Here is a 19,382-nt window from a genome sequence, read left to right as displayed (position 1 = left end):
TCTTCTTGGCTCAGTTTTTTTGTATCTTAGAAGGAGTATCAAGTGAAGGAATTATTTATAAAAAACCATCGTAATGGGCGACTTTATTTTGTTGTTGCTTTAGCAGTAATGATAATTTTATTTTATAGTTCATCGATGACTTATCAAGAACAAAGTCAAGTATCGACGATTCAGCAATTTTTAACTACGCAACCTTTTAAAACTCAACTGAGCCAAATTGCATTTCAGTACGGAGATAGCGAAGTAAGTATTCAGGCACAAGGTTATAGTAAATTTATCGAATTTTTCATTCGAAAAGGCGCGCATTTTTTCACTTATTTTGTATTAGGTGGTAGCTTATATTTAGGATTATATCCAAATTTGAAAAATTCCGCTAAGGGCTTAAGTCTGATTTTTGCTACATTGGCAGCTACTGGATATGCAGCAACAGATGAATTTCACCAAATGCTAACTGGTGGACGAACACCATTATTTCAAGATGTTATGCTGGATGCGGTGGGTGCATTAACAGCAACGGTCATTCTTACGATAATATTATCTTTCAAACAACGAAGAAAATGATTTATTCTTGACGGAAATGCTGGTTCGCGAGACAATTATTAAGATGAATAATTTAGGAGGAATGAAGTATGTCAGGACATAGCAAATGGCACAATATTCAAGGGCGAAAAAATGCACAAGATGCCAAAAGAGGGAAGATTTTCCAAAAAATATCGCGAGAAATTTATATGGCTGCCAAAGCTGGTGGTCCTGATCCGTCCGATAATCCCTCATTAAGATTGGTAATGGATAAAGCTAAAGCGGCGAACATGCCAAACGATAATGTTAATCGTGCAATAAAAAAAGCTTCTTCTGCTGGCGATAATGAAAATTATGACGAAATTACTTATGAAGGTTATGGACCTGGAGGTGTAGCCGTCTTAGTTCACACTTTGACAGATAATCGTAATCGGACCGGAACCAATGTCCGAGTAGCTTTCACCAGAAATGGTGGCAATTTAGGTGAAACGGGTTCGGTTAGTTATATGTTTGATCGAAAAGGATATATTGTGATTGAGCGTGAGGGACTAGCTATTGATGAAGATCAAATGTTTGAAGATGTGTTAGAAGCTGGTGGGGAAGATTTGGAAGTATCGCCAGAGGTTTTTGAAATTTATACAACACCTGAAGACTTTACGACTGTGCGCGATCAGTTGGAAGCTGACGGTTTAACTTTGGCACAAGCAGAATTAACAATGGTGCCGCAAACGACAGTTGCTTTAGAAACTGCGCAAAAAGAAAAACTCGAACAATTAATTGATAAACTGGAAGATGACGATGATGTGTCAGAGGTCTTTACTTCAGCAGAATAAATAAGGCAAAAGGGATTGGTCGTTGATCAGTCCTTTTATTGTGTTTTGCAGCAATAAAAAACGCCTAGTCACAATGGACTAAGCGTTTATTTTTAAAAGACTAAGACTGGTACACCGACAGAAACCATCCCGAATAATTGGCTCATTACACCTGGTGGGGTATTAATACAACCGTGAGATCCGTAAGTTAACCAACGGCTACCACCGTAAGCACTTTGCCAGTCTGAATCGTGAATACCAACACCGGTCCAATCAATCGGCATCCAATAACTTACTGGGCTGGCATATTTACTGCCATCATCATTTGTGCCTCGTAGAGTTGTATTGGTTTCCTTGCTCCAAATATAATTTACACCTGCAGGAGTTGGTGTGGTTGGTTTTCCGCTGACAATATCAGTTTCAAGTTTTAATTCACCATTTTGATAGAACCACATGTGCTGATTTTCTAAATCGACTTCAACATAAGTGTTGTCAATTAATTTATGATCAGCGGTTGTCGAACCATTTGTTTTTGGTGAACGAGTGAAGCTTTCGCCTGCTAAAATTTGATCAGTTAAAGCAGTTACTTCTGCTTCTGTATCAATCGTCCAACCGTAAGTTCCAGCCGGGACTTCTACTTCGCCACGTCTAGTGCTAGTAAATTTAGTTGGGTTCGTACTAGTGTTATATTTGTTGCCTAATTCTGTGACATAGTTTGTGACTTGTTCTTGATCCAATGTTGCGTTACCAGCTTCATCAGTAGTTAACCAACTTTTAATTGATTCTGACGGTATCTGAATCGATTCTCCATTGATGCTGTAAGTTGCTTTGACATTAGCAATTTTATCAATGCTAGATAAAGTATTCTTTAACTTAGTTGAATTGCTAGTAACAGCTGGCTTGGTATAGTAATTTGAAAAATCAATAGTTGATTTTCCAGATTCAACGGCACTTTCGAAAGCTTTGGCAGCCTTATCTACATCGATCTGGGTTCCTTGTTTTTCGGCAACAATTTCAAAGTCACCACTATCGTTTTGATTGATGGTTGCATCAGTCGAGGGTGTGCGGCTTTCATTCGTTGCTTGTATATCATTTCTAACTACTGCAGCAACGGCATTTAATTGATCAGAATCTACTGTTGTATTTTCTAGATCAGTGGTACTAGCCGCTGAAACCAATTGAGTGCCCCATGAAAATGGATTTTGTTCTGATTTAATATTTTGCAAATCAGAAGTATAATCAGATTTCCAACCAACATCGTCACGGTTAATTTCTTTCCAATTTTTACCATCAATTTTGATCATGAAAGCTGTATCAGAAAGTTCTTTTTCTAATTTTTGATTGGCTTCGTCAACAGTTAAATTGCTGATATCAACGCCACTAGCTTCAGTATTAGGTAAAAATCTTTGACTATAATGGACGCTGCGAATGGAGTAACCACCAACAATCACAACGGCTACTAAACCTAATCCAATGATTAGTCCTTTTTTGCCTCTTGAATTTTTTCTTTTTTCTGCTCGGCTCATTAGAAATAACTCCTTATTCTAAAAAGATATGTACGCAATTTACTATAACATATTGATATGAAAAAGCGAGCCATCTGTCTGAATTAAATGTAAAATTTAAAAAAACTGTTGAGAATTTTCTCAACAGTTTCTAATAGCTTCATTTATTTACTTTCATTTTCTAAATCAGCGAAAGCTTTATCCATGATTTCTTTTAATTGTTTTGCCGAAGCATCCATTTTTTCTTGTTCAGAATCAGTTAATGGTACATCAATGATATTTTGGATTCCTTTGGCGTTAACAACAGCGGGAGCTCCGATAAAGATATCATTTTGTCCATATTGCCCTTCTAAATAAACAGACAATGGGAAAACTGCATTTTCATCATTTAAGATAGCGCGAGTAATTCTTGCCAAAGCTACGGCGATTCCATAAAAAGTTGCGCCTTTTTTCTCGATAATTTCGTAAGCTGCATCTCGAACACCAAAGAATAGGTTGACTAATTCTTCTTCATTAACTTCTGGATTGTCTTTAATCCATTCGTAAATTTGCAAGCCGGCAACATTTGCGTGTGACCAAACTGGGAATTCTGAATCACCATGTTCACCTAAAATGTAAGCATGGACGTTACGTGCATCCACGTCGACTAATTCAGCAATGGCTTGACGGAAACGAGCAGTATCTAATGAAGTACCAGAACCGATTACGCGTTCTTTAGGAAAACCTGAGAATTTCCAAGTGGCATAAGTTAAAATGTCGACTGGATTTGCGGCAACTAAGAAGATACCGTCAAAACCTGAAGCAACAATTTGTTCTACAATACCTTTGTTGATCCGTAAATTTTTGTTTACTAAATCCAAACGAGTTTCACCTGGTTTTTGTGGCGCGCCAGCTGTGATGACAACTAAATCGGCATCATGGGCATCAGCATAACTTGCTGAATATATTTTTTTAGGAGAAGTAAAAGCTAATGCATGTGATAAATCAATAGCATCTCCTTCTGTGCGGTTTTTATCAATATCAATAATGCCAATTTCTTGTGCGATGTTTTGGTTGACTAAAGCAAACGCATAACTTGACCCGACAGCGCCATCCCCTACTAAGATCACTTTTTGATGTGCTTTTTTAACTGTGTTGGCAGTCATTTAGACCAATCCCTTCAAATAAACTTTTCACTGGTGTGATAATAACACTAGTTTATGAAATTTGTCACGTAATAACACATCAATTAGTACAGTTTTTTTTGCTGTTTCATAAGAAACCGTTTTAGTATCGATTAAAAGGGATAGAAGAATTATAAAGTTTTTGGAAAATCTAGTAAAAAAAACCTATTTTAGCAGGAGCGTTTACCGTCAAAAAGTGGCAGTTTGTGCTATAATGAACCAGTCGACTGGATAATCATTTTGATTATCCAGCCTTTTGTCATGTTTAAGATAGTGAGGAAAAATAAATGAAAATGATTGTTGGATTAGGAAATCCTGGTAGGAAATATGAAAATACCAAACACAATGTGGGTTTTATGGTGGTAGATGAATTAGCTAAATCTCATGGTGCAACTTTTAAAAAGAATACTTTTGAAGCAGAAGTAGCTGACTTTTTTATTAATGGTGAAAAGATTTTATTGGTGAAGCCGCAAACCTTTATGAATGAATCTGGTCGTGCGGTGGGACCGTTGATGACGTACTTTGGTGTTTATCCAGAAGAGTTGGTGGTTGTATCAGATGACTTGGATTTGGCTTTAGGAAAATTACGCTTGCGTCAAAAAGGTAGTGCCGGTGGACATAATGGTTTAAAAAGTATAATTTCTCATTTAGGGACATCTGTTTTTGATCGAGTGAAAATTGGAATTGGACGGTCGAATAATAAGACAGTTGTCAATCATGTATTAAGCTCTTTTAATAATGAAGAAACAGCTATTATCACTGATACAGTTATGCGGGCTAAAGAAGCAATTGAAGATTACATAGAGACTGACGACTTCGTCCAAACGATGAATCGTTTTAACTAGGAGAGTCCTTTTATGAATATAGTAGAATTTATTAATCAAAGTTCTTTGGTTAAAGAGTGGCAACAACAATTAGCCGCAAAAGCCAAACGTCAATTAGTCACTGGATTGTCTGGTTCAGCTAAAGCTTTAGTAATGGCAGGAAGTTTTCAAACTTTCCAAAATCAAATAATAATTGTTGTGCCTAACTTGTATTACAGCGGTCAATTGGCGGAAGAATTACGCCAATTGACTGAGGATGTTCATGTTTTCCCAGTGGATGAAGTGTTGTCAGCTGAGATGGCTTTTGCTTCACCAGAAGCTCGAAGTGAAAGGGTGGCAACCCTAACGGCATTAAGTCAGCAAGAAAAGGGTATTTATATTGTGCCAGCTGCTGCCTTGCGGAAATATTTACCCACCCCAGAAACTTGGCAAGCTAGCCAGCTTAAATGGGAAATTGGTAGTGAAATTGACTTAGAAAATTTACCGCAAAAATTGGTTTTAATGGGTTACGAACGTCAAAGTATGGTTGGAAAACCCGGTGAATTCAGTATGCGGGGAAGTATTATTGATATTTACCCGTTAACTACCGAATACCCTGTTCGTGTTGAGTTATTTGATGTGGAAATAGATTCCTTGAGATATTTTGAAGCTGATACACAACGTTCAGTGGAGAATTTACAAGAAGTCTTGATTGCACCGACAACGGAATTGGTTTTTTCAGATGAAGATTTGAAGCAAGGCGCTGAAAAAGTTAATCAGTTGTTATCGAACCGCTTAGTAGTTACGAAAGATCAAAATGATAAGGATTTTTTAAGTGATTATTATGGTCAACTGATCGCTAGCTGGCAAGACGGGATTCCAACAGAAAATGCGCGTTTCTATACTGACCTATTATATAGTAAGAAAAATTCATTATTGGACTATTTTAATTCAGAAAGTTTCCTTTATGTGGATGATTATACCCGCTTATTGGAAACCAATCGTGAAATCGAACGAGAAGAAGCTGAATGGCAAACCCAAAAAATTGCTGAATTGCGTGTGTTTTCAGAACAAGTTTTTGGTGAGAATTTAATTGATTTATTAAAGCAAACAAACTTGACGACCACTTTCTTCTCACTCTTTCAAAAAGGAATGGGCAATCTGCGTTTTGAAGGATTGCATCATTTTCAATATCGTTCGATGCAACAGTTTTTTGGACAAATGCACTTACTAAAAACTGAGGTAGACCGTTGGCAAAAACAAGGCCAAACGGTAATTTTCTATGTTTTCGATGATGAACGTAAAGAAAAATTAACCCAAGAATTTCATGATGTTGAAATCAAAGCCCTTCAAACGACACCAGATGATTTGTTAGTTGAACAGACTCAAATCATGCAAGGAACTGTTTTAAGTGGTTTTGAATTACCTCAAGAAAAATTGGTGGTCGTAACAGAAAGAGAAATTTTCCAAAAGGTAACAAAAAAACGGGCACGCCGTCAGACGATTTCTAATGCAGAGCGTTTGAAAAGTTATAATGAGTTAAAAGCCGGAGATTTTGTTGTTCATGCTAATCATGGGATTGGTAAGTATATCGGTATGGAGACAATTGAAATCGATGGCGTTCACCAAGATTACATGACGATTCTTTACCAAAAAGATGATAAATTGTTTATTCCGGTTACTCAGTTAAACTTAATCCAAAAATATGTTTCTTCTGAAGCGAAACCGCCAAAAGTTAATAAACTTGGTGGCAGTGAATGGGGCAAAACCAAAAGTAAGGTTTCTGCTCGAATTGAAGATATTGCCGATGATTTAATCGAATTGTATGCCAAACGTGAGGCTGAAGTTGGCTATGCTTTTGGTCCAGATGATGAATATCAAAAAGAATTCGAAGATGCTTTTCCTTATACCGAAACCGATGACCAATTACGCTCTAGTGCCGAAATTAAGCACGACATGGAGAAGAAACGACCAATGGATCGCTTGTTAGTAGGAGATGTCGGCTTTGGTAAAACTGAGGTGGCTTTGCGAGGTGCTTTTAAAGCCATCAAAGAAAATAAACAGGTAGCCTTTTTAGTGCCCACAACGATTTTGGCGCAGCAACATTATGAAACCATGCTGGAACGTTTTGAGAATTTCCCAGTGAATGTTGCCGTATTAAGTCGGTTCCGCACAAAAAAACAGCAAAATGAAACGATTGAAAAACTACGCACAGGTCAAATTGATATTGTGGTTGGTACCCATCGTTTGTTGTCACAAGATATCCACTTTGCCGATTTAGGCTTACTAATCGTCGATGAAGAGCAGCGTTTTGGTGTAAAACATAAAGAACGATTAAAACAATTACGCTCTCAAGTCGATGTTTTAACTTTAACAGCTACGCCAATTCCTCGAACTTTGCATATGTCTATGCTAGGTGTGAGAGATTTATCTGTCATTGAAACACCACCAGAAAATCGTTATCCGATCCAAACATATGTAATGGAATTTAACCCGGGGGCGATTCGAGAAGCGATTGAACGGGAGTTGGCACGTGGTGGTCAAGTATTCTACTTATATAATCGGGTGGAAACAATTGAACGAAAAGTCGAAGAATTGCAAATGTTGGTTCCCGATGCCAGAATTAGTTTTGCTCATGGGCAGATGACGGAAGTTCAGTTGGAAAATACTTTGCTTGATTTTATCGATGGTCAATATGATATTTTGGTGACGACGACGATTATTGAAACGGGTGTAGATATCCCTAATGTGAATACTTTGTTTGTTGAAAACGCCGACTATATGGGCTTATCTACTTTGTATCAATTACGTGGTCGCGTAGGACGGAGTAATCGGGTAGCTTATGCTTACTTCATGTATGAACAGCAAAAAGTCTTAAATGAAGTCAGTGAAAAACGACTACAAGCGATTAAAGACTTTACTGAGTTGGGCTCTGGTTTTAAAATCGCCATGCGGGATTTATCAATTCGAGGCGCTGGGAATTTATTAGGCGCACAACAGCATGGATTTATTGATGCCGTTGGTTTTGATATGTACTCACAAATGTTAAGTGAAGCAGTCAGTCGTAAACAAGGAAAAAATGTTCAAATTGAAAAGACTTCAGTTGAAATTAATTTGGGCATTGATGCGTATATTCCTGGTGACTATATTGAAGACGAACGACAAAAAATTGAAATCTACAAACGGATTCGTGAATTGGAAAGTAGCGATATGCTAAATGAAGTAGAAGAAGATATGATTGATCGTTTTGGAGATTATCCTGATGAGGTCGCCCACTTATTGACAATTGGTCAAATTAAGATGGACGGCGACCGGGCATTGGTGGAAAGTATCGTGAAAAATGACAATCAGATTCGGATTGCTTTGAGTAAAGCTGGTACCAAAGCTTATCAAGTTGAACAAATTTTTGAGGCTCTCTCGGCGACAAAATTAAAAGCGACTCTGGGCGTTGAAAAAGAGCAGATGGTCATTAAATTAAGTATTGATAAAAATATGGATCAAGCTGTCTGGTTACGTGAAATTGGCTTGTTTATCGCAGCTTTACGAGAACAAAAGTACAAAGAGTAGGTGGTGGTCGCCTTGGTGAATAAAGACATGAAAAATATGATGCAAGGCGCCTTTATTTTGACGTTAGCATCTTTTGTCGCCAAGATTTTAAGTGCAATTTATCGCGTACCGTACCAAAACTTAGCAGGGGATGTAGGCTTTTATGTGTATCAACAAGTCTATCCAATTTATGGTTTGGCGATGACACTAGCCTTATCTGGTTTGCCTCAATTTATTTCGAAATATGTCGCCGAAAGAAACAGCATAAAGGATGAAGCAACTGCTTTAAAAGAATTATTTCCGATTATAAGTAGTCTAGGGATTTTTTTATGGGCGATGGTCTTTTTTACGAGTCCCATGTTGGCAAGCCTAATGGGTGATCAACAATTAACGCCTTTGATTCAAGTAGTTTCATTTACTTTTCTATTAATGCCTTATTTGTCCATTACTCGTGGCGGTTTTCAAGGACGTTTGCAGATGGTACCAACGGCCATTTCTCAAGTGGTGGAACAAATCGTTCGGGTCAGTATTATTTTAGCTGCTGCTTGGTGTTTTCAAAAATATGCTTGGGATGTTTATCAGACCGGTGTTTTTGCTATGTCGGGAGCAGTTTTTGGGGGTATTTGTGGTTGTTTGATTTTGGCGTATTATCAAAGAAAATTAAATAGTCATGCGATTGGCTTTAAAAAAGCTACGGCACCTTGGCAGTTAATAAAACGAATGACGATTGAAGGAGGATTAATGACTGTTTACAGTGGATTTTTAATCTTGTTTCAATTGATTGATTCTTTCACTGTTAAAAAAGCTTTGGTTGATCACGGTTTAACTGACTATGCTGCACAAGTTGCTAAAGGAATTTATGATCGCGGTCAGCCCTTGGTTCAATTAGGTTTAGTAGTCGCTTTAGCCTTAAGTGCTAGTTTTTTACCCTTATTAACAAAGTACTTATCTGGTGAGGAAAAAAATAAATTTAAACAAACCAGTGGTACTTTTCTACGGTTGACTTGTGGGATTGCAGCAGCAGCCTCGCTAGGCTTAGCGTTGCTTTTGCCTTATGTGAATTACACATTGTTTAAAGATTATCGGGGCAATTTAACTTTAGTGATATTTGTCTTTGCCATTTTTTTGATGGCGATGATTCAGGCTTATCAAAGTATTGCCCAAGCCCAAAATTCTTATCGCAGCTCCTTTCAAGCGGCAGGAATTGGCTTAGTGATTAAATTATTGACGACTATTTGGCTGACTAAACTTTGGGGAAATGCAGGTGCTAGTTTGGCTACCTTATTAGGTTTATTGGCAGCACTGCTATTTTTGCAGAAAAAATCAGCTTTAGGTAATTTGAAGTACTTAAATCAGCAAGGCTTTTTGCGGCATCTGATTTATTGCTTATTACTAATGGCAGCTAGCCTATTTGGCTATTATGGTGGTTTACAAATATTATTTGGGCAAGTTGAATCACGGCTAGCCACCTTAATTATTTGCTTAATTGGTGTGATGCTCGGTGGAGGGACTTTTGTTTTTGCAGCGATTCGGTTACACTTGTTGAGTATTCGTGAATGGTTAATGTTGCCATTTGGTAAAAAAATATTGCGATTACGTTTAAGAAAGTAGGAAATTACATGCGTTTAGATAAATTTTTAAAAATTTCGAGAATTATTAAAAGGCGTTCTGTTGCAAAGGAAGTAGCAGACAAAGGTCGAATCTATGTAAATGGAAAACTAGCTAAGTCTTCTAGTGAAGTTAAAGTTGATGATACGATTAAAATTCAATTTGGAAATAAAGTGTTAGAGGTAGCTGTGGAAGCGTTACACGAATCAACTAAAAAAGAAGATGCCGCGAAAATGTATCGCATTATTAGCGAAACACGTAGAGAAGATAACGAGAATTAGTCAACGAATGACATAGACAATGAACTTTAATGTTGTTATAATAGTTGAGAAAATTAATCGAAAGGGAGTCGTTATATGGCAGAAGAAAAGAAAAAACTTGCCACGATTAGTAATCCCTACACAAAAAAACAATTTCAAAAGTTTCAAAAAGAACACCGTCAATTAATTTTTAAACGGCGACGTTTAGCTGTTTTCTTTGCGGTTGCTGCGGTTATTTTTATTGTGATGGGTGTTCAGATTTTTAGTGAGCGCCAAAAATTGAGTGAATTACAAGATATCAAAGTAACTACCCAGGCAGAGTCAGTTAAATTAGATGATAAAGTTGAAACATTACAACAAGAAGTCGCTTTATTAAAAAATGACGATTATGTTGCGAAATTGGCCCGTAGTCGTTACTACTACTCAAAAGATGGTGAATTGATTTTTGTTTTACCAGAAGAATCGACTGATAGTTCAAGTAACAGCTCAGCAAAATAAAACAAAAGTCTGAAACTGCAATGTTGCAGTGAATAATAAATTGGGAAATAAAGTAGGAGGAACAATCTTTTTATGTCAATCGAAGTAGGAGCAAAACTACAAGGGAAAGTATCTGGCATCACTAATTTTGGTGCATTTATTGATTTAGGTGAAGGGAAAACTGGGTTAGTCCATATTAGCGAAATCTCAAATGGTTTTGTTAAAGATATTCACGATGTATTAACTGTTGGTGATGAAGTGACGGTCAAAGTGACCTCAGTTGGTGATGACGGAAAAGTCGGTTTATCAATTCGCAAAGCGGAAGATCAACCAGAAAGACCGCAACCTGAGAAAAAAACTTTCAACCGAGAACGTCGCGATACACGACCTAGCAAACCACAAAATAAAGGTAACTTTTCAAAAGGCAATAACAAAGATTTTGGCAACAAAAAAGAAGACTTCGATACATTAATGAGTTCCTTTTTGAAAGACAGCGATGATCGCTTATTATCATTGCGCCGTAATACAGAAGGAAAACGCGGTGGCCGTGGCGGTCGTCGTAGCTAGTGAATCAATCAAGTCGGGACAAATTTGTCTCGGCTTTTTTTGTAATTGAGGGATATGATGGAAAGAAATTTAAAAAAATTAAACCCAGAATTATTTACAGCTCAAAAAATTTTAGTAGCTGTTTCAACTGGTGTGGATTCGATGGTTTTACTTGATCTATTGGAGAAACTTGCATTGCCAATAGGAGTTGCTCATGTGAATCATCAGTTGCGAGCAGAATCCGAAATAGAAGCAGTATTTTTGGCAAATTATTGTCGCGAAAAAAAACTACCTTTCTATCAAACACTGTGGCAACAACCAGTTGAAAAAGGCATGGAAGCTGGCGCCCGCAAATTTCGCTATCAGTTTTTCGCAGATGTGATGGAAAAAGAGAACTATGATCTTTTAGTGACGGCTCACCATAGTGATGACCAAGCTGAAACCATGTTGATGCGCTTAGTTCGTGGTGGTAGCTTACAAGCTCACGCGGGTATTCAGAGAATTCAACCTTTTACCAAAGGGAGATTATTACGACCTTTACTAAATGAACCTAAAGAATCGTTAATTTCCTATGCGAAAGAAAATCAACTGGTTTATTTTGAAGATGCTAGTAATCAAAGTGAACAATATTTTCGCAATCGGATTCGACAAAAGGTAGTTCCGCTTTTGAAAGCCGAAAACCCACAATTTTTACGCCACATTCAACAGTTCCAGCAACAGTTAAATGATGCTGAAACGGCTCTGAAATGGGGACTAAAAGAAAATTTAAACAACGTTAAAAAAACTGATCAAGGTTGGAATTTTAAGTTATCAGATTTGCCTGAAATAAGTGCTTCACGTTATTATTTTTTGCAATTTTTCTTTCAAATGATTGCCGAAGATACAAATTTACTTATTTCTCAACAACAGTTACAACAAATGCTGGCCTTAATTAACGATGGACCGAGTCAATGGTCGCAAGATTTAGGCGATGATTGGCAGTTTCGTAGAAGTTATCAGCAATTTTCATTGACGCCTAAACAAATGGTTGTGACAGAAAGTTTTCAAATCGGCCTCCACCAAGAAAAAAAGTTGTCAGATGGTACATGTTTTAATTTACGGAAAAAGACGCAAATAAGTGCTGAAAAGGCTAACTTTCAAGTTTTTTTACCAGCAACTACGGCTTTTCCACTAACGATTCGCAAGCGTCAAACCGGCGATCGTATTCAACTAACTAAAGATTTACGAAAAAAGGTTTCACGTTATTTTATTGATCAAAAAATTTCTGTGGATTTACGGGAGAAAGCCTGGTTGGTGGAAGATACCAATGGAGAAATATTAGCAATTTTACCTTTTGTTAATTCTTGTTTGAGTAATAGTTTGGAAACTGATAAAATACTCTACATACTTGATTATTTTGATTAAGTTTGAGAATGAAAGGAGAACACGCATGCTAGCAAACGATATCGAAAAAGTCTTAGTTTCTAGAGATGATATTTTAAAGCGTTGTGTCGAATTAGGAAAAGAATTAACCACTGAATATGCGGATAAAAACCCTCTGGTAGTTGGCATTTTAAAAGGTGCTGTACCATTTATGGCAGATATCTGCCGGGAGATGGACATTCATATGGAAATGGATTTCATGGATGTTTCAAGTTACGGCAATCAAACGGTTTCTTCTGGCGAGGTGAAAATCGTCAAAGATTTAGATACAAATGTTGAAGGTCGCGACCTTTTAATTGTAGAAGATATTATCGATAGCGGTCGGACTTTAGGTTATTTAGTAGACTTATTTAAATATCGTAAAGCCAAATCGGTAAAAATTGTGACTTTGTTAGATAAACCAGAAGGCCGTGTAGTAGATATTACTGCCGATTTTGTTGGTTTTGATGTACCAAATGAATTCGTTGTCGGCTATGGTTTAGATTACGCTGAGGATTATCGTAATTTACCATATGTTGGAGTTTTAAAACCAGAAGTTTATCAATCAAATTAGTGACAGCTAAGAAAGACTATATGATATACTGTATTGGTCAGGATTGATAAAACAAATTTGAATCAGAACTTCGAGGAGGAACCCTATGAACAAAAATAATAAGGGGGTCAAAAACGCCCTCTATTACATCCTCGTAATCTTGGCAATGGTGATGGTTGTCTATTTCTTATTTGGAGACAATCGCTCATCTTCGTCAGATATCGAGTATTCTACCTTCACAGAACAATTAGAAGATGGAAAAGTAAAAAACTTTACGATCCAACCAGCTGGCGGTGTGTACCGGATTACTGGGGAGTATAAAGAAAGCCAAAAAGTTGAAAACAGCGGCGGTTTAAGTATTATCGGATCAACTGATTCTAATACTACTCGCTTTACAACAATTGCTTTACCAAATGACTCCACTTTAGACCAAATTACTAGTTCAGCCAGTGACCAAAATGTCAAAGCCGATGTAGCTGAAGAATCATCTAGCGGCATGTGGGTGACATTATTAGTCAGCTTCCTACCAATCTTAATCATGATTTTCTTCTTCTACATGATTATGGGTCAACAAGGTGGCGGCGGTGGCGGCAATGGCCGAGTGATGAACTTCGGTAAATCGAAAGCCAAAGAAGCCGATAAAAAAGCCAATCGCGTCCGTTTCTCTGACGTAGCCGGCGCAGAAGAAGAAAAACAAGAACTTGTAGAAGTCGTGGAATTCTTAAAAGATCCCCGTCGTTTCGTTGAATTAGGTGCCCGCATTCCTGCCGGGGTCTTACTAGAAGGACCTCCCGGAACTGGTAAAACTTTATTAGCTAAAGCAGTTGCTGGTGAAGCAGGCGTACCATTTTATTCAATCTCTGGTTCTGACTTTGTGGAAATGTTCGTTGGGGTCGGTGCCAGTCGAGTACGTGACTTATTTGAAACTGCGAAGAAAAATGCACCAGCGATTATCTTTATCGATGAAATCGATGCAGTTGGTCGTCAACGAGGCGCTGGTATGGGTGGCGGACACGATGAACGTGAACAAACCTTGAACCAATTGCTAGTTGAAATGGATGGTTTTGGTGGCAACGAAGGTGTCATCGTTATTGCTGCAACGAACCGTTCAGACGTATTGGATCCAGCCTTACTTCGTCCAGGACGTTTTGACCGTCAAATCTTAGTTGGTCGTCCAGATGTTAAAGGTCGGGAAGCCATTTTACGTGTCCATTCTCGTAACAAACCTTTAGCAGACGATGTTGATTTGAAAGTCGTTGCCCAACAAACACCAGGTTTTGCCGGTGCGGATTTGGAAAATGTCTTAAATGAAGCGGCTTTAGTAGCTGCACGTCGTAACAAGAAAAAAATTGATGCTTCTGATGTAGATGAAGCGGAAGATCGCGTAATCGCTGGACCAGCGAAGAAAGATCGTGTGATTAGTGAACGTGAACGCAAAATGGTGGCTTACCATGAAGCCGGTCATACCATCATTGGGATGGTGTTAAACCGTGCCCGTGTCGTTCATAAAGTAACAATTATTCCACGTGGTCGCGCTGGTGGTTACATGATTGCTTTACCAAAAGAAGATCAAATGTTAATGACTAAAGATGACATGTTTGAACAAATCGTTGGTTTACTTGGTGGTCGGACAGCTGAAGAAATCATCTTCAACGTACAATCAACAGGTGCTTCTAATGACTTTGAACAAGCAACTGGTTTAGCCCGCAGCATGGTGACTGAATACGGAATGAGTGATAAACTTGGTCCAGTTCAATACGAAGGCAATCATCAAGTCTTTGTTGGCCGTGATTATGGACAAACTAAAGCTTATTCAGAACAAGTTGCTTTTGAAATTGATGAAGAAGTTCGTAAGATCTTGATGGATGCTCATGATAAAGCACATGAAATCATCGAATCTCATCGCGAACAACATGCTTTAATTGCAGAAATGCTATTGAAGTACGAAACATTAGATGCCAAAGCAATCAAATCATTGTTTGAAGATGGCAAGATGCCTGAAAACGACAGCTTATATCCAAGTGAGAAAGCTGACGCAACAACTTTTGAAGAAGCTAAACGCGCCTTGGAACAAAAGGATGCTGAAAAACAAGCTTCTGATGAAAAACCAGCAGGCCCAATTGAACCAGATGATACTAGTGATGATCAACAATAATTAAAATGAGGCGGAGGAAATTTTCCTTCGTCTTTTTTTGTACTTCTATTAAGAAAGAAGTTCGTCAGTTGAAAAAAATGGCGACACCTAGTAAGATGAATGGCGAATCTTGTTTACATACAAAGGAGAATATAATGACAGATTATTTAGTAAAAGCTTTAGCATATAATGGCTATGTGAGAGCTTATGCAGTGGATGCAACTTCGACTGTAGCAGAAGCTCAACGCCGTCACGATACTTGGAATACCTCTTCAGCCGCACTGGGACGAACGATGGTAGGTGCGTTAATGTTAGGTGCAACGTTAAAAGGAGACGATAAATTAACCGTTAAAGTGCAAGGTGATGGTCCAGCGGGTCAGATTGTGGTGGATAGTAACGGCCAAGGTGATGTAAAAGGTTATATCGATAACCCCCATATTAGTTTGCCATTGAATGAAGCTGGTAAGATTGATGTTCGTGGGGCAGTAGGAACGCAAGGATTCTTCACTGTCATTAAAGATTTGGGCTTAAAAGATCCTTTTTCTGGTCAAGTACCGATTGTCTCTGGTGAAATTGGCGAAGACTTTACTTATTATTTAGCCGTCTCTGAACAAACGCCATCTGCTGTCGGTGTTTCTGTATTAGTTGATACCGATGACACGATTAAAACTGCTGGCGGTTTTATGATTCAAATGATGCCGGGAGTGACAGATGAAGTCATCGACACAATTGAAGCCCGTTTAAATGAAACAGCGCGGATTTCTAATTTGCTGGATGAAGGTCAAACACCCGAAGAAATTTTACAAAATTTATTAGCAACCGATGACATTAATTTCTTGGAAAAAATGCCTGTTCAATTCAAATGTGATTCTTCCAAAGAAAAATTTGCGAAGGCGATCATTACTTTAGGAGCCGATGAAATTCAAGCGATGATTGATGAAGATCATGGTGCGGAAGCCGTTTGCCGTTTTTGTGGCGACAAATATGAATATAGCGAAGCTGATCTAGAAGTCTTGAAACAAGCAGCACTGGGGGAAGCGTAGTGAAACCGTTGAGTGGTACATGGAAAATCGGTAACGTAGAGATTCCTAATCGGGTCGTAGTGGCACCGATGGCTGGAATTACTAATGCAGCGTTTCGAGTGACTGTCAAAGAATTTGGTGCTGGTCTAGTGGTGATGGAGATGATTAGTGACCAAGGAATTCACTTTAGAAATAAAAAAACGTTAGAGATGTTACACATTGATGAACGAGAACATCCTTTAAGTGTTCAAATTTTTGGCGGTAGTAAGGATTCTTTGGTAGAGGCAGCGGAATTTGTTCAAGCCAATACGAAAGCTGACATGATCGATATTAATATGGGCTGTCCCGTCAATAAAGTAATTAAAGCTGAAGCTGGTGCTAAATGGTTATTAGATTCCGATAAAGTCTATGAAATGGTAGAAGCTGTCTCTCAGGCAGTGGATATTCCAGTGACGGTCAAGATGCGGATTGGTTGGGATGATCAACACGTTTTTGCAGTTGAGAATGCCTTGGCAGCAGAAAAAGCCGGTGCTTCCGCTATTGCAATGCATGGCCGTACCCGTGTACAAATGTATGAAGGGAAAGCCAATTGGGAAATTTTAAAAGAAGTTGCCAACGAGATTTCCATTCCATTCATGGGAAATGGCGATATAAAAACTCCCGAAGATGCCAAACGAATGATTGAAGAAGTTGGTGTTGATGCTGTAATGATTGGGCGAGCAGCACTAGGCAATCCTTGGATGATTCATCGCACCCAACATTATCTGGAAACAGGTGAATTAATCGCTGAACCAACACCAAGAGAAAAAATCGAAACAGCAAAACTACATTTAGAACGGTTAATCAATTTAAAAGGTGAAAAAATCGCTTGTCGTGAGTTTCGTCAGCATGCTAGCTATTATTTAAAAGGCATTTCTCGAGCTGCTAAAGTCAAAGCGAAAATTAATAAAACGGAAGACCGCCAAGTGATGCTGGATTTACTAGATAATTTTGCTGATGTTAGTGAAGCACGATTAAAAATTGGCTAAATCACCAATCAAGGGTAAGAGAATCTCTCTTACGCCTTGATTTTTTTTAAATTGATTGGCATTATAGGAAAGAACAACTATTTTTAAGGAGGAATATCCGTGGCTGAGGAACATACAACTGAAATGAACGACCAAATGTTAGTGCGCCGTGAAAAAATGGAAAACTTGCAAGCAGAAGGCATCGATCCATTTGGTAAACGTTTTGAACGCACAGCAAACTCAAAAGAATTACACGAAAAATATGATAAAGATACCAAAGAAGAATTAAAAGAAATGCAATTAACAGCAACTGTTGCTGGACGCATGATGACCAAACGGGGTAAAGGGAAAGTGGGCTTTGCTCATTTACAAGACCGTGAAGGCCAAATTCAAATTTATGTCCGTAAAGATGAAGTTGGCGAAGAACCCTATGCTATTTTTAAAAAAGGCGATCTAGGTGATTTCTTCGGTGTGACTGGTGAAATTATGAAAACTGATACCGGTGAAGTTTCTATTAAAGCCCAAGAAATCACACTATTAACAAAGGCTTTACGTCCATTACCAGAAAAATATCATGGTCTAACCAATGTCGAACAACGCTATCGCCAACGCTATTTAGACTTGATTTCAAACCGTGAAAGCTTTGACCGCTTTACAAAACGCAGTCAAATAATTAGTCAAATCCGCCGTTATTTGGATGGTTTAGGTTATATTGAAGTCGAAACACCTGTATTACACAATGAAGCTGGTGGTGCGACTGCTCGTCCATTTATTACTCATCACAATGCTTTGGATATTGATTTATATCTGCGTATTGCTTTGGAACTACATTTGAAACGGTTAATCGTTGGTGGTATGGAAAAAGTTTATGAAATTGGTCGGGTCTTCCGAAATGAAGGTTTAGATACAACACACAATCCTGAATTTACTATGATGGAAGTTTATACTGCTTATTTCGATTATTTAGATGTTATGAATTTAACAGAAGGCATCATTCGTGATGTCGCAGTAAATGTCTTGGGAGAAACTACGATCAGTTATGATGGTGCTTCTATTGATTTGGGTTCAGAATTTAAACGAATCCATATGTTAGATGCAATAAAAGAACAAACTGGTGTTGATTTTTGGCCAGAAATGTCGATTGAAGAAGCTCGTGAACTAGCTAAAGCCCACGATGTAGAAATCAATAATAACATGGCAGTCGGCCACATTATCAATGAATTCTTTGAAACTTTTGTTGAAGAAACTTTGGAACAACCGACCTTTATTTTTGGGCATCCAGTAGAAGTGTCGCCGCTTGCAAAGAAAAATGCGGAAGATGGGCGTTTTACTGATCGATTTGAATTATTTATTGTTGGTCGCGAATTCGCCAATGCCTTTACTGAATTAAATGATCCAATTGACCAAAGACAACGTTTTGAAGAACAAGAAAAAGAAAAAGAACAAGGAAATGATGAAGCCCATGGTGTGGATGAAGATTTCTTAGAAGCTTTAGAATATGGTATGCCGCCAACCGGTGGATTAGGAATTGGGATTGATCGTTTAGTAATGTTGTTAACTGATGTCCAATCAATCCGTGATGTATTACTTTTCCCAACCATGCGCTAGAAAAAAACACGTTCGAATTTTCTCTAAAAAAGAAAATTCGGGCTTTTTTTTATGTTTTTCCGAACGATTTATCGAACTTTTTTATTAGTAATCGCATCTAAAAAAATATCAAAAAAAGTATAGATTTTGATTGACCCTAAGGCATTATGTTGGTATATTATCTTATGTCTTAAAAAGAGCGCGAGTCGCTCAAAAAAAGTTTAAAAAACTTGTTGACAGACGGCTGTAAATCAGCTATTCTAACAAAGTCGCATTGAAGCAATTCAAAAAAATCTTAAAAAATATTTCAAAAAAGTGTTTGACTTTAATTTTGAAATCTGATAAGATATAAAAGTTGCTGATGCAACAGAAATAGACCTTTGAAAACTGAACGAATAAGACGAACCAAATGTGTAGGGCGTTCCTATTAATAGGAACA

Annotated in this window: 16 protein-coding genes; 14 read left to right on the top strand and 2 right to left on the bottom strand. The window is 37.9% G+C overall.

Features of this window, described 5'->3' with window-relative positions; all coding sequences use genetic code 11:
- Nucleotides 1-57 precede the first annotated feature (57 nt).
- The gene (locus KUA55_RS13785) at nucleotides 58-561 is read left to right on the top strand and encodes a VanZ family protein (RefSeq protein ID WP_218327157.1); all 504 of its coding nucleotides are present in this window, start codon (nucleotides 58-60) and stop codon (nucleotides 559-561) included.
- A gap of 68 nt (nucleotides 562-629) precedes the next feature.
- On the top strand, nucleotides 630-1,352 hold the full coding sequence (locus KUA55_RS13780) for a YebC/PmpR family DNA-binding transcriptional regulator (protein ID WP_218326967.1): 723 nt from the start codon (nucleotides 630-632) through the stop codon (nucleotides 1,350-1,352).
- Between the two features lie 92 nt (nucleotides 1,353-1,444).
- On the opposite strand, the gene KUA55_RS13775 is transcribed toward KUA55_RS13780, so the two are convergent.
- The gene (locus KUA55_RS13775; protein ID WP_218326966.1) at nucleotides 1,445-2,857 is read right to left on the bottom strand and encodes a L,D-transpeptidase family protein; all 1,413 of its coding nucleotides are present in this window, start codon (nucleotides 2,855-2,857) and stop codon (nucleotides 1,445-1,447) included.
- A gap of 143 nt (nucleotides 2,858-3,000) precedes the next feature.
- Nucleotides 3,001-3,981, bottom strand: coding sequence for an L-lactate dehydrogenase (locus KUA55_RS13770; protein WP_218326965.1), 981 nt, complete (start codon nucleotides 3,979-3,981; stop codon nucleotides 3,001-3,003).
- A gap of 305 nt (nucleotides 3,982-4,286) precedes the next feature.
- Between KUA55_RS13770 and pth the strand changes: the two genes are divergently transcribed.
- The 12 genes from pth (at nucleotide 4,287) to lysS (ending at nucleotide 18,964) form a co-directional block, all read left to right on the top strand.
- Entirely contained in the window at nucleotides 4,287-4,844 is a 558-nt protein-coding gene (pth, locus tag KUA55_RS13765) for an aminoacyl-tRNA hydrolase (RefSeq protein WP_218326964.1), read from the top strand.
- A 12-nt stretch (nucleotides 4,845-4,856) separates the two neighbouring features.
- Entirely contained in the window at nucleotides 4,857-8,369 is a 3,513-nt protein-coding gene (gene mfd, locus KUA55_RS13760; RefSeq protein ID WP_218326963.1) for a transcription-repair coupling factor, read from the top strand.
- 39 nt (nucleotides 8,370-8,408) lie between these two features.
- A complete protein-coding gene (locus tag KUA55_RS13755; protein ID WP_218327156.1) occupies nucleotides 8,409-9,959 on the top strand; it encodes a putative polysaccharide biosynthesis protein in 1,551 nt (516 codons plus the stop codon).
- An 8-nt stretch (nucleotides 9,960-9,967) separates the two neighbouring features.
- Entirely contained in the window at nucleotides 9,968-10,237 is a 270-nt protein-coding gene (locus KUA55_RS13750; protein WP_218326962.1) for an RNA-binding S4 domain-containing protein, read from the top strand.
- A gap of 75 nt (nucleotides 10,238-10,312) precedes the next feature.
- A complete protein-coding gene (locus KUA55_RS13745) occupies nucleotides 10,313-10,714 on the top strand; it encodes an FtsB family cell division protein (protein ID WP_218326961.1) in 402 nt (133 codons plus the stop codon).
- A gap of 72 nt (nucleotides 10,715-10,786) precedes the next feature.
- Complete coding sequence (locus KUA55_RS13740; RefSeq protein ID WP_218326960.1) at nucleotides 10,787-11,260, top strand: S1 domain-containing RNA-binding protein; 474 nt, start codon at nucleotides 10,787-10,789, stop codon at nucleotides 11,258-11,260.
- Between the two features lie 57 nt (nucleotides 11,261-11,317).
- Entirely contained in the window at nucleotides 11,318-12,643 is a 1,326-nt protein-coding gene (gene tilS, locus KUA55_RS13735) for a tRNA lysidine(34) synthetase TilS (RefSeq protein ID WP_218326959.1), read from the top strand.
- Nucleotides 12,644-12,668: 25 nt separating this feature from the next.
- Nucleotides 12,669-13,214 carry a hypoxanthine phosphoribosyltransferase gene (gene hpt / locus KUA55_RS13730; RefSeq protein ID WP_218326958.1) on the top strand — a complete coding sequence of 182 codons (546 nt, stop codon included), beginning with the start codon at nucleotides 12,669-12,671 and terminating at the stop codon, nucleotides 13,212-13,214.
- 85 nt (nucleotides 13,215-13,299) lie between these two features.
- Nucleotides 13,300-15,348, top strand: a complete 2,049-nt coding sequence (gene ftsH / locus KUA55_RS13725; RefSeq protein ID WP_218326957.1) for an ATP-dependent zinc metalloprotease FtsH — start codon at nucleotides 13,300-13,302, stop codon at nucleotides 15,346-15,348.
- Nucleotides 15,349-15,482: 134 nt separating this feature from the next.
- Nucleotides 15,483-16,370, top strand: a complete 888-nt coding sequence (gene hslO / locus KUA55_RS13720; RefSeq protein ID WP_218326956.1) for an Hsp33 family molecular chaperone HslO — start codon at nucleotides 15,483-15,485, stop codon at nucleotides 16,368-16,370.
- An 8-nt stretch (nucleotides 16,371-16,378) separates the two neighbouring features.
- Nucleotides 16,379-17,377 carry a tRNA dihydrouridine synthase DusB gene (gene dusB, locus KUA55_RS13715; RefSeq protein WP_218327155.1) on the top strand — a complete coding sequence of 333 codons (999 nt, stop codon included), beginning with the start codon at nucleotides 16,379-16,381 and terminating at the stop codon, nucleotides 17,375-17,377.
- Between the two features lie 123 nt (nucleotides 17,378-17,500).
- Complete coding sequence (gene lysS / locus KUA55_RS13710; RefSeq protein ID WP_246601548.1) at nucleotides 17,501-18,964, top strand: lysine--tRNA ligase; 1,464 nt, start codon at nucleotides 17,501-17,503, stop codon at nucleotides 18,962-18,964.
- Nucleotides 18,965-19,382: the final 418 nt, after the last annotated feature.

This window comes from Enterococcus alishanensis (assembly GCF_019218635.1).
GTDB lineage: Bacteria > Bacillota > Bacilli > Lactobacillales > Enterococcaceae > Enterococcus_A > Enterococcus_A alishanensis.
This window is presented reverse-complemented; position numbering and strand designations above follow the sequence as displayed.

Excerpts from the sequence above, each read along its gene's own strand:
- KUA55_RS13780 (WP_218326967.1), top strand. The coding sequence starts at position 630 with ATGTCAGGACATAGCAAATGGCACAATATTCAAGGGCGAAAAAATGCA.
- KUA55_RS13775 (WP_218326966.1), bottom strand. The coding sequence starts at position 2,857 with ATGAGCCGAGCAGAAAAAAGAAAAAATTCAAGAGGCAAAAAAGGACTA.
- KUA55_RS13770 (WP_218326965.1), bottom strand. The coding sequence starts at position 3,981 with ATGACTGCCAACACAGTTAAAAAAGCACATCAAAAAGTGATCTTAGTA.
- pth (WP_218326964.1), top strand. The coding sequence starts at position 4,287 with ATGAAAATGATTGTTGGATTAGGAAATCCTGGTAGGAAATATGAAAAT.
- mfd (WP_218326963.1), top strand. The coding sequence starts at position 4,857 with ATGAATATAGTAGAATTTATTAATCAAAGTTCTTTGGTTAAAGAGTGG.
- KUA55_RS13755 (WP_218327156.1), top strand. The coding sequence starts at position 8,409 with ATGCAAGGCGCCTTTATTTTGACGTTAGCATCTTTTGTCGCCAAGATT.
- KUA55_RS13750 (WP_218326962.1), top strand. The coding sequence starts at position 9,968 with ATGCGTTTAGATAAATTTTTAAAAATTTCGAGAATTATTAAAAGGCGT.
- KUA55_RS13745 (WP_218326961.1), top strand. The coding sequence starts at position 10,313 with ATGGCAGAAGAAAAGAAAAAACTTGCCACGATTAGTAATCCCTACACA.
- KUA55_RS13740 (WP_218326960.1), top strand. The coding sequence starts at position 10,787 with ATGTCAATCGAAGTAGGAGCAAAACTACAAGGGAAAGTATCTGGCATC.
- tilS (WP_218326959.1), top strand. The coding sequence starts at position 11,318 with ATGGAAAGAAATTTAAAAAAATTAAACCCAGAATTATTTACAGCTCAA.
- hpt (WP_218326958.1), top strand. The coding sequence starts at position 12,669 with ATGCTAGCAAACGATATCGAAAAAGTCTTAGTTTCTAGAGATGATATT.
- ftsH (WP_218326957.1), top strand. The coding sequence starts at position 13,300 with ATGAACAAAAATAATAAGGGGGTCAAAAACGCCCTCTATTACATCCTC.
- hslO (WP_218326956.1), top strand. The coding sequence starts at position 15,483 with ATGACAGATTATTTAGTAAAAGCTTTAGCATATAATGGCTATGTGAGA.
- lysS (WP_246601548.1), top strand. The coding sequence starts at position 17,501 with ATGAACGACCAAATGTTAGTGCGCCGTGAAAAAATGGAAAACTTGCAA.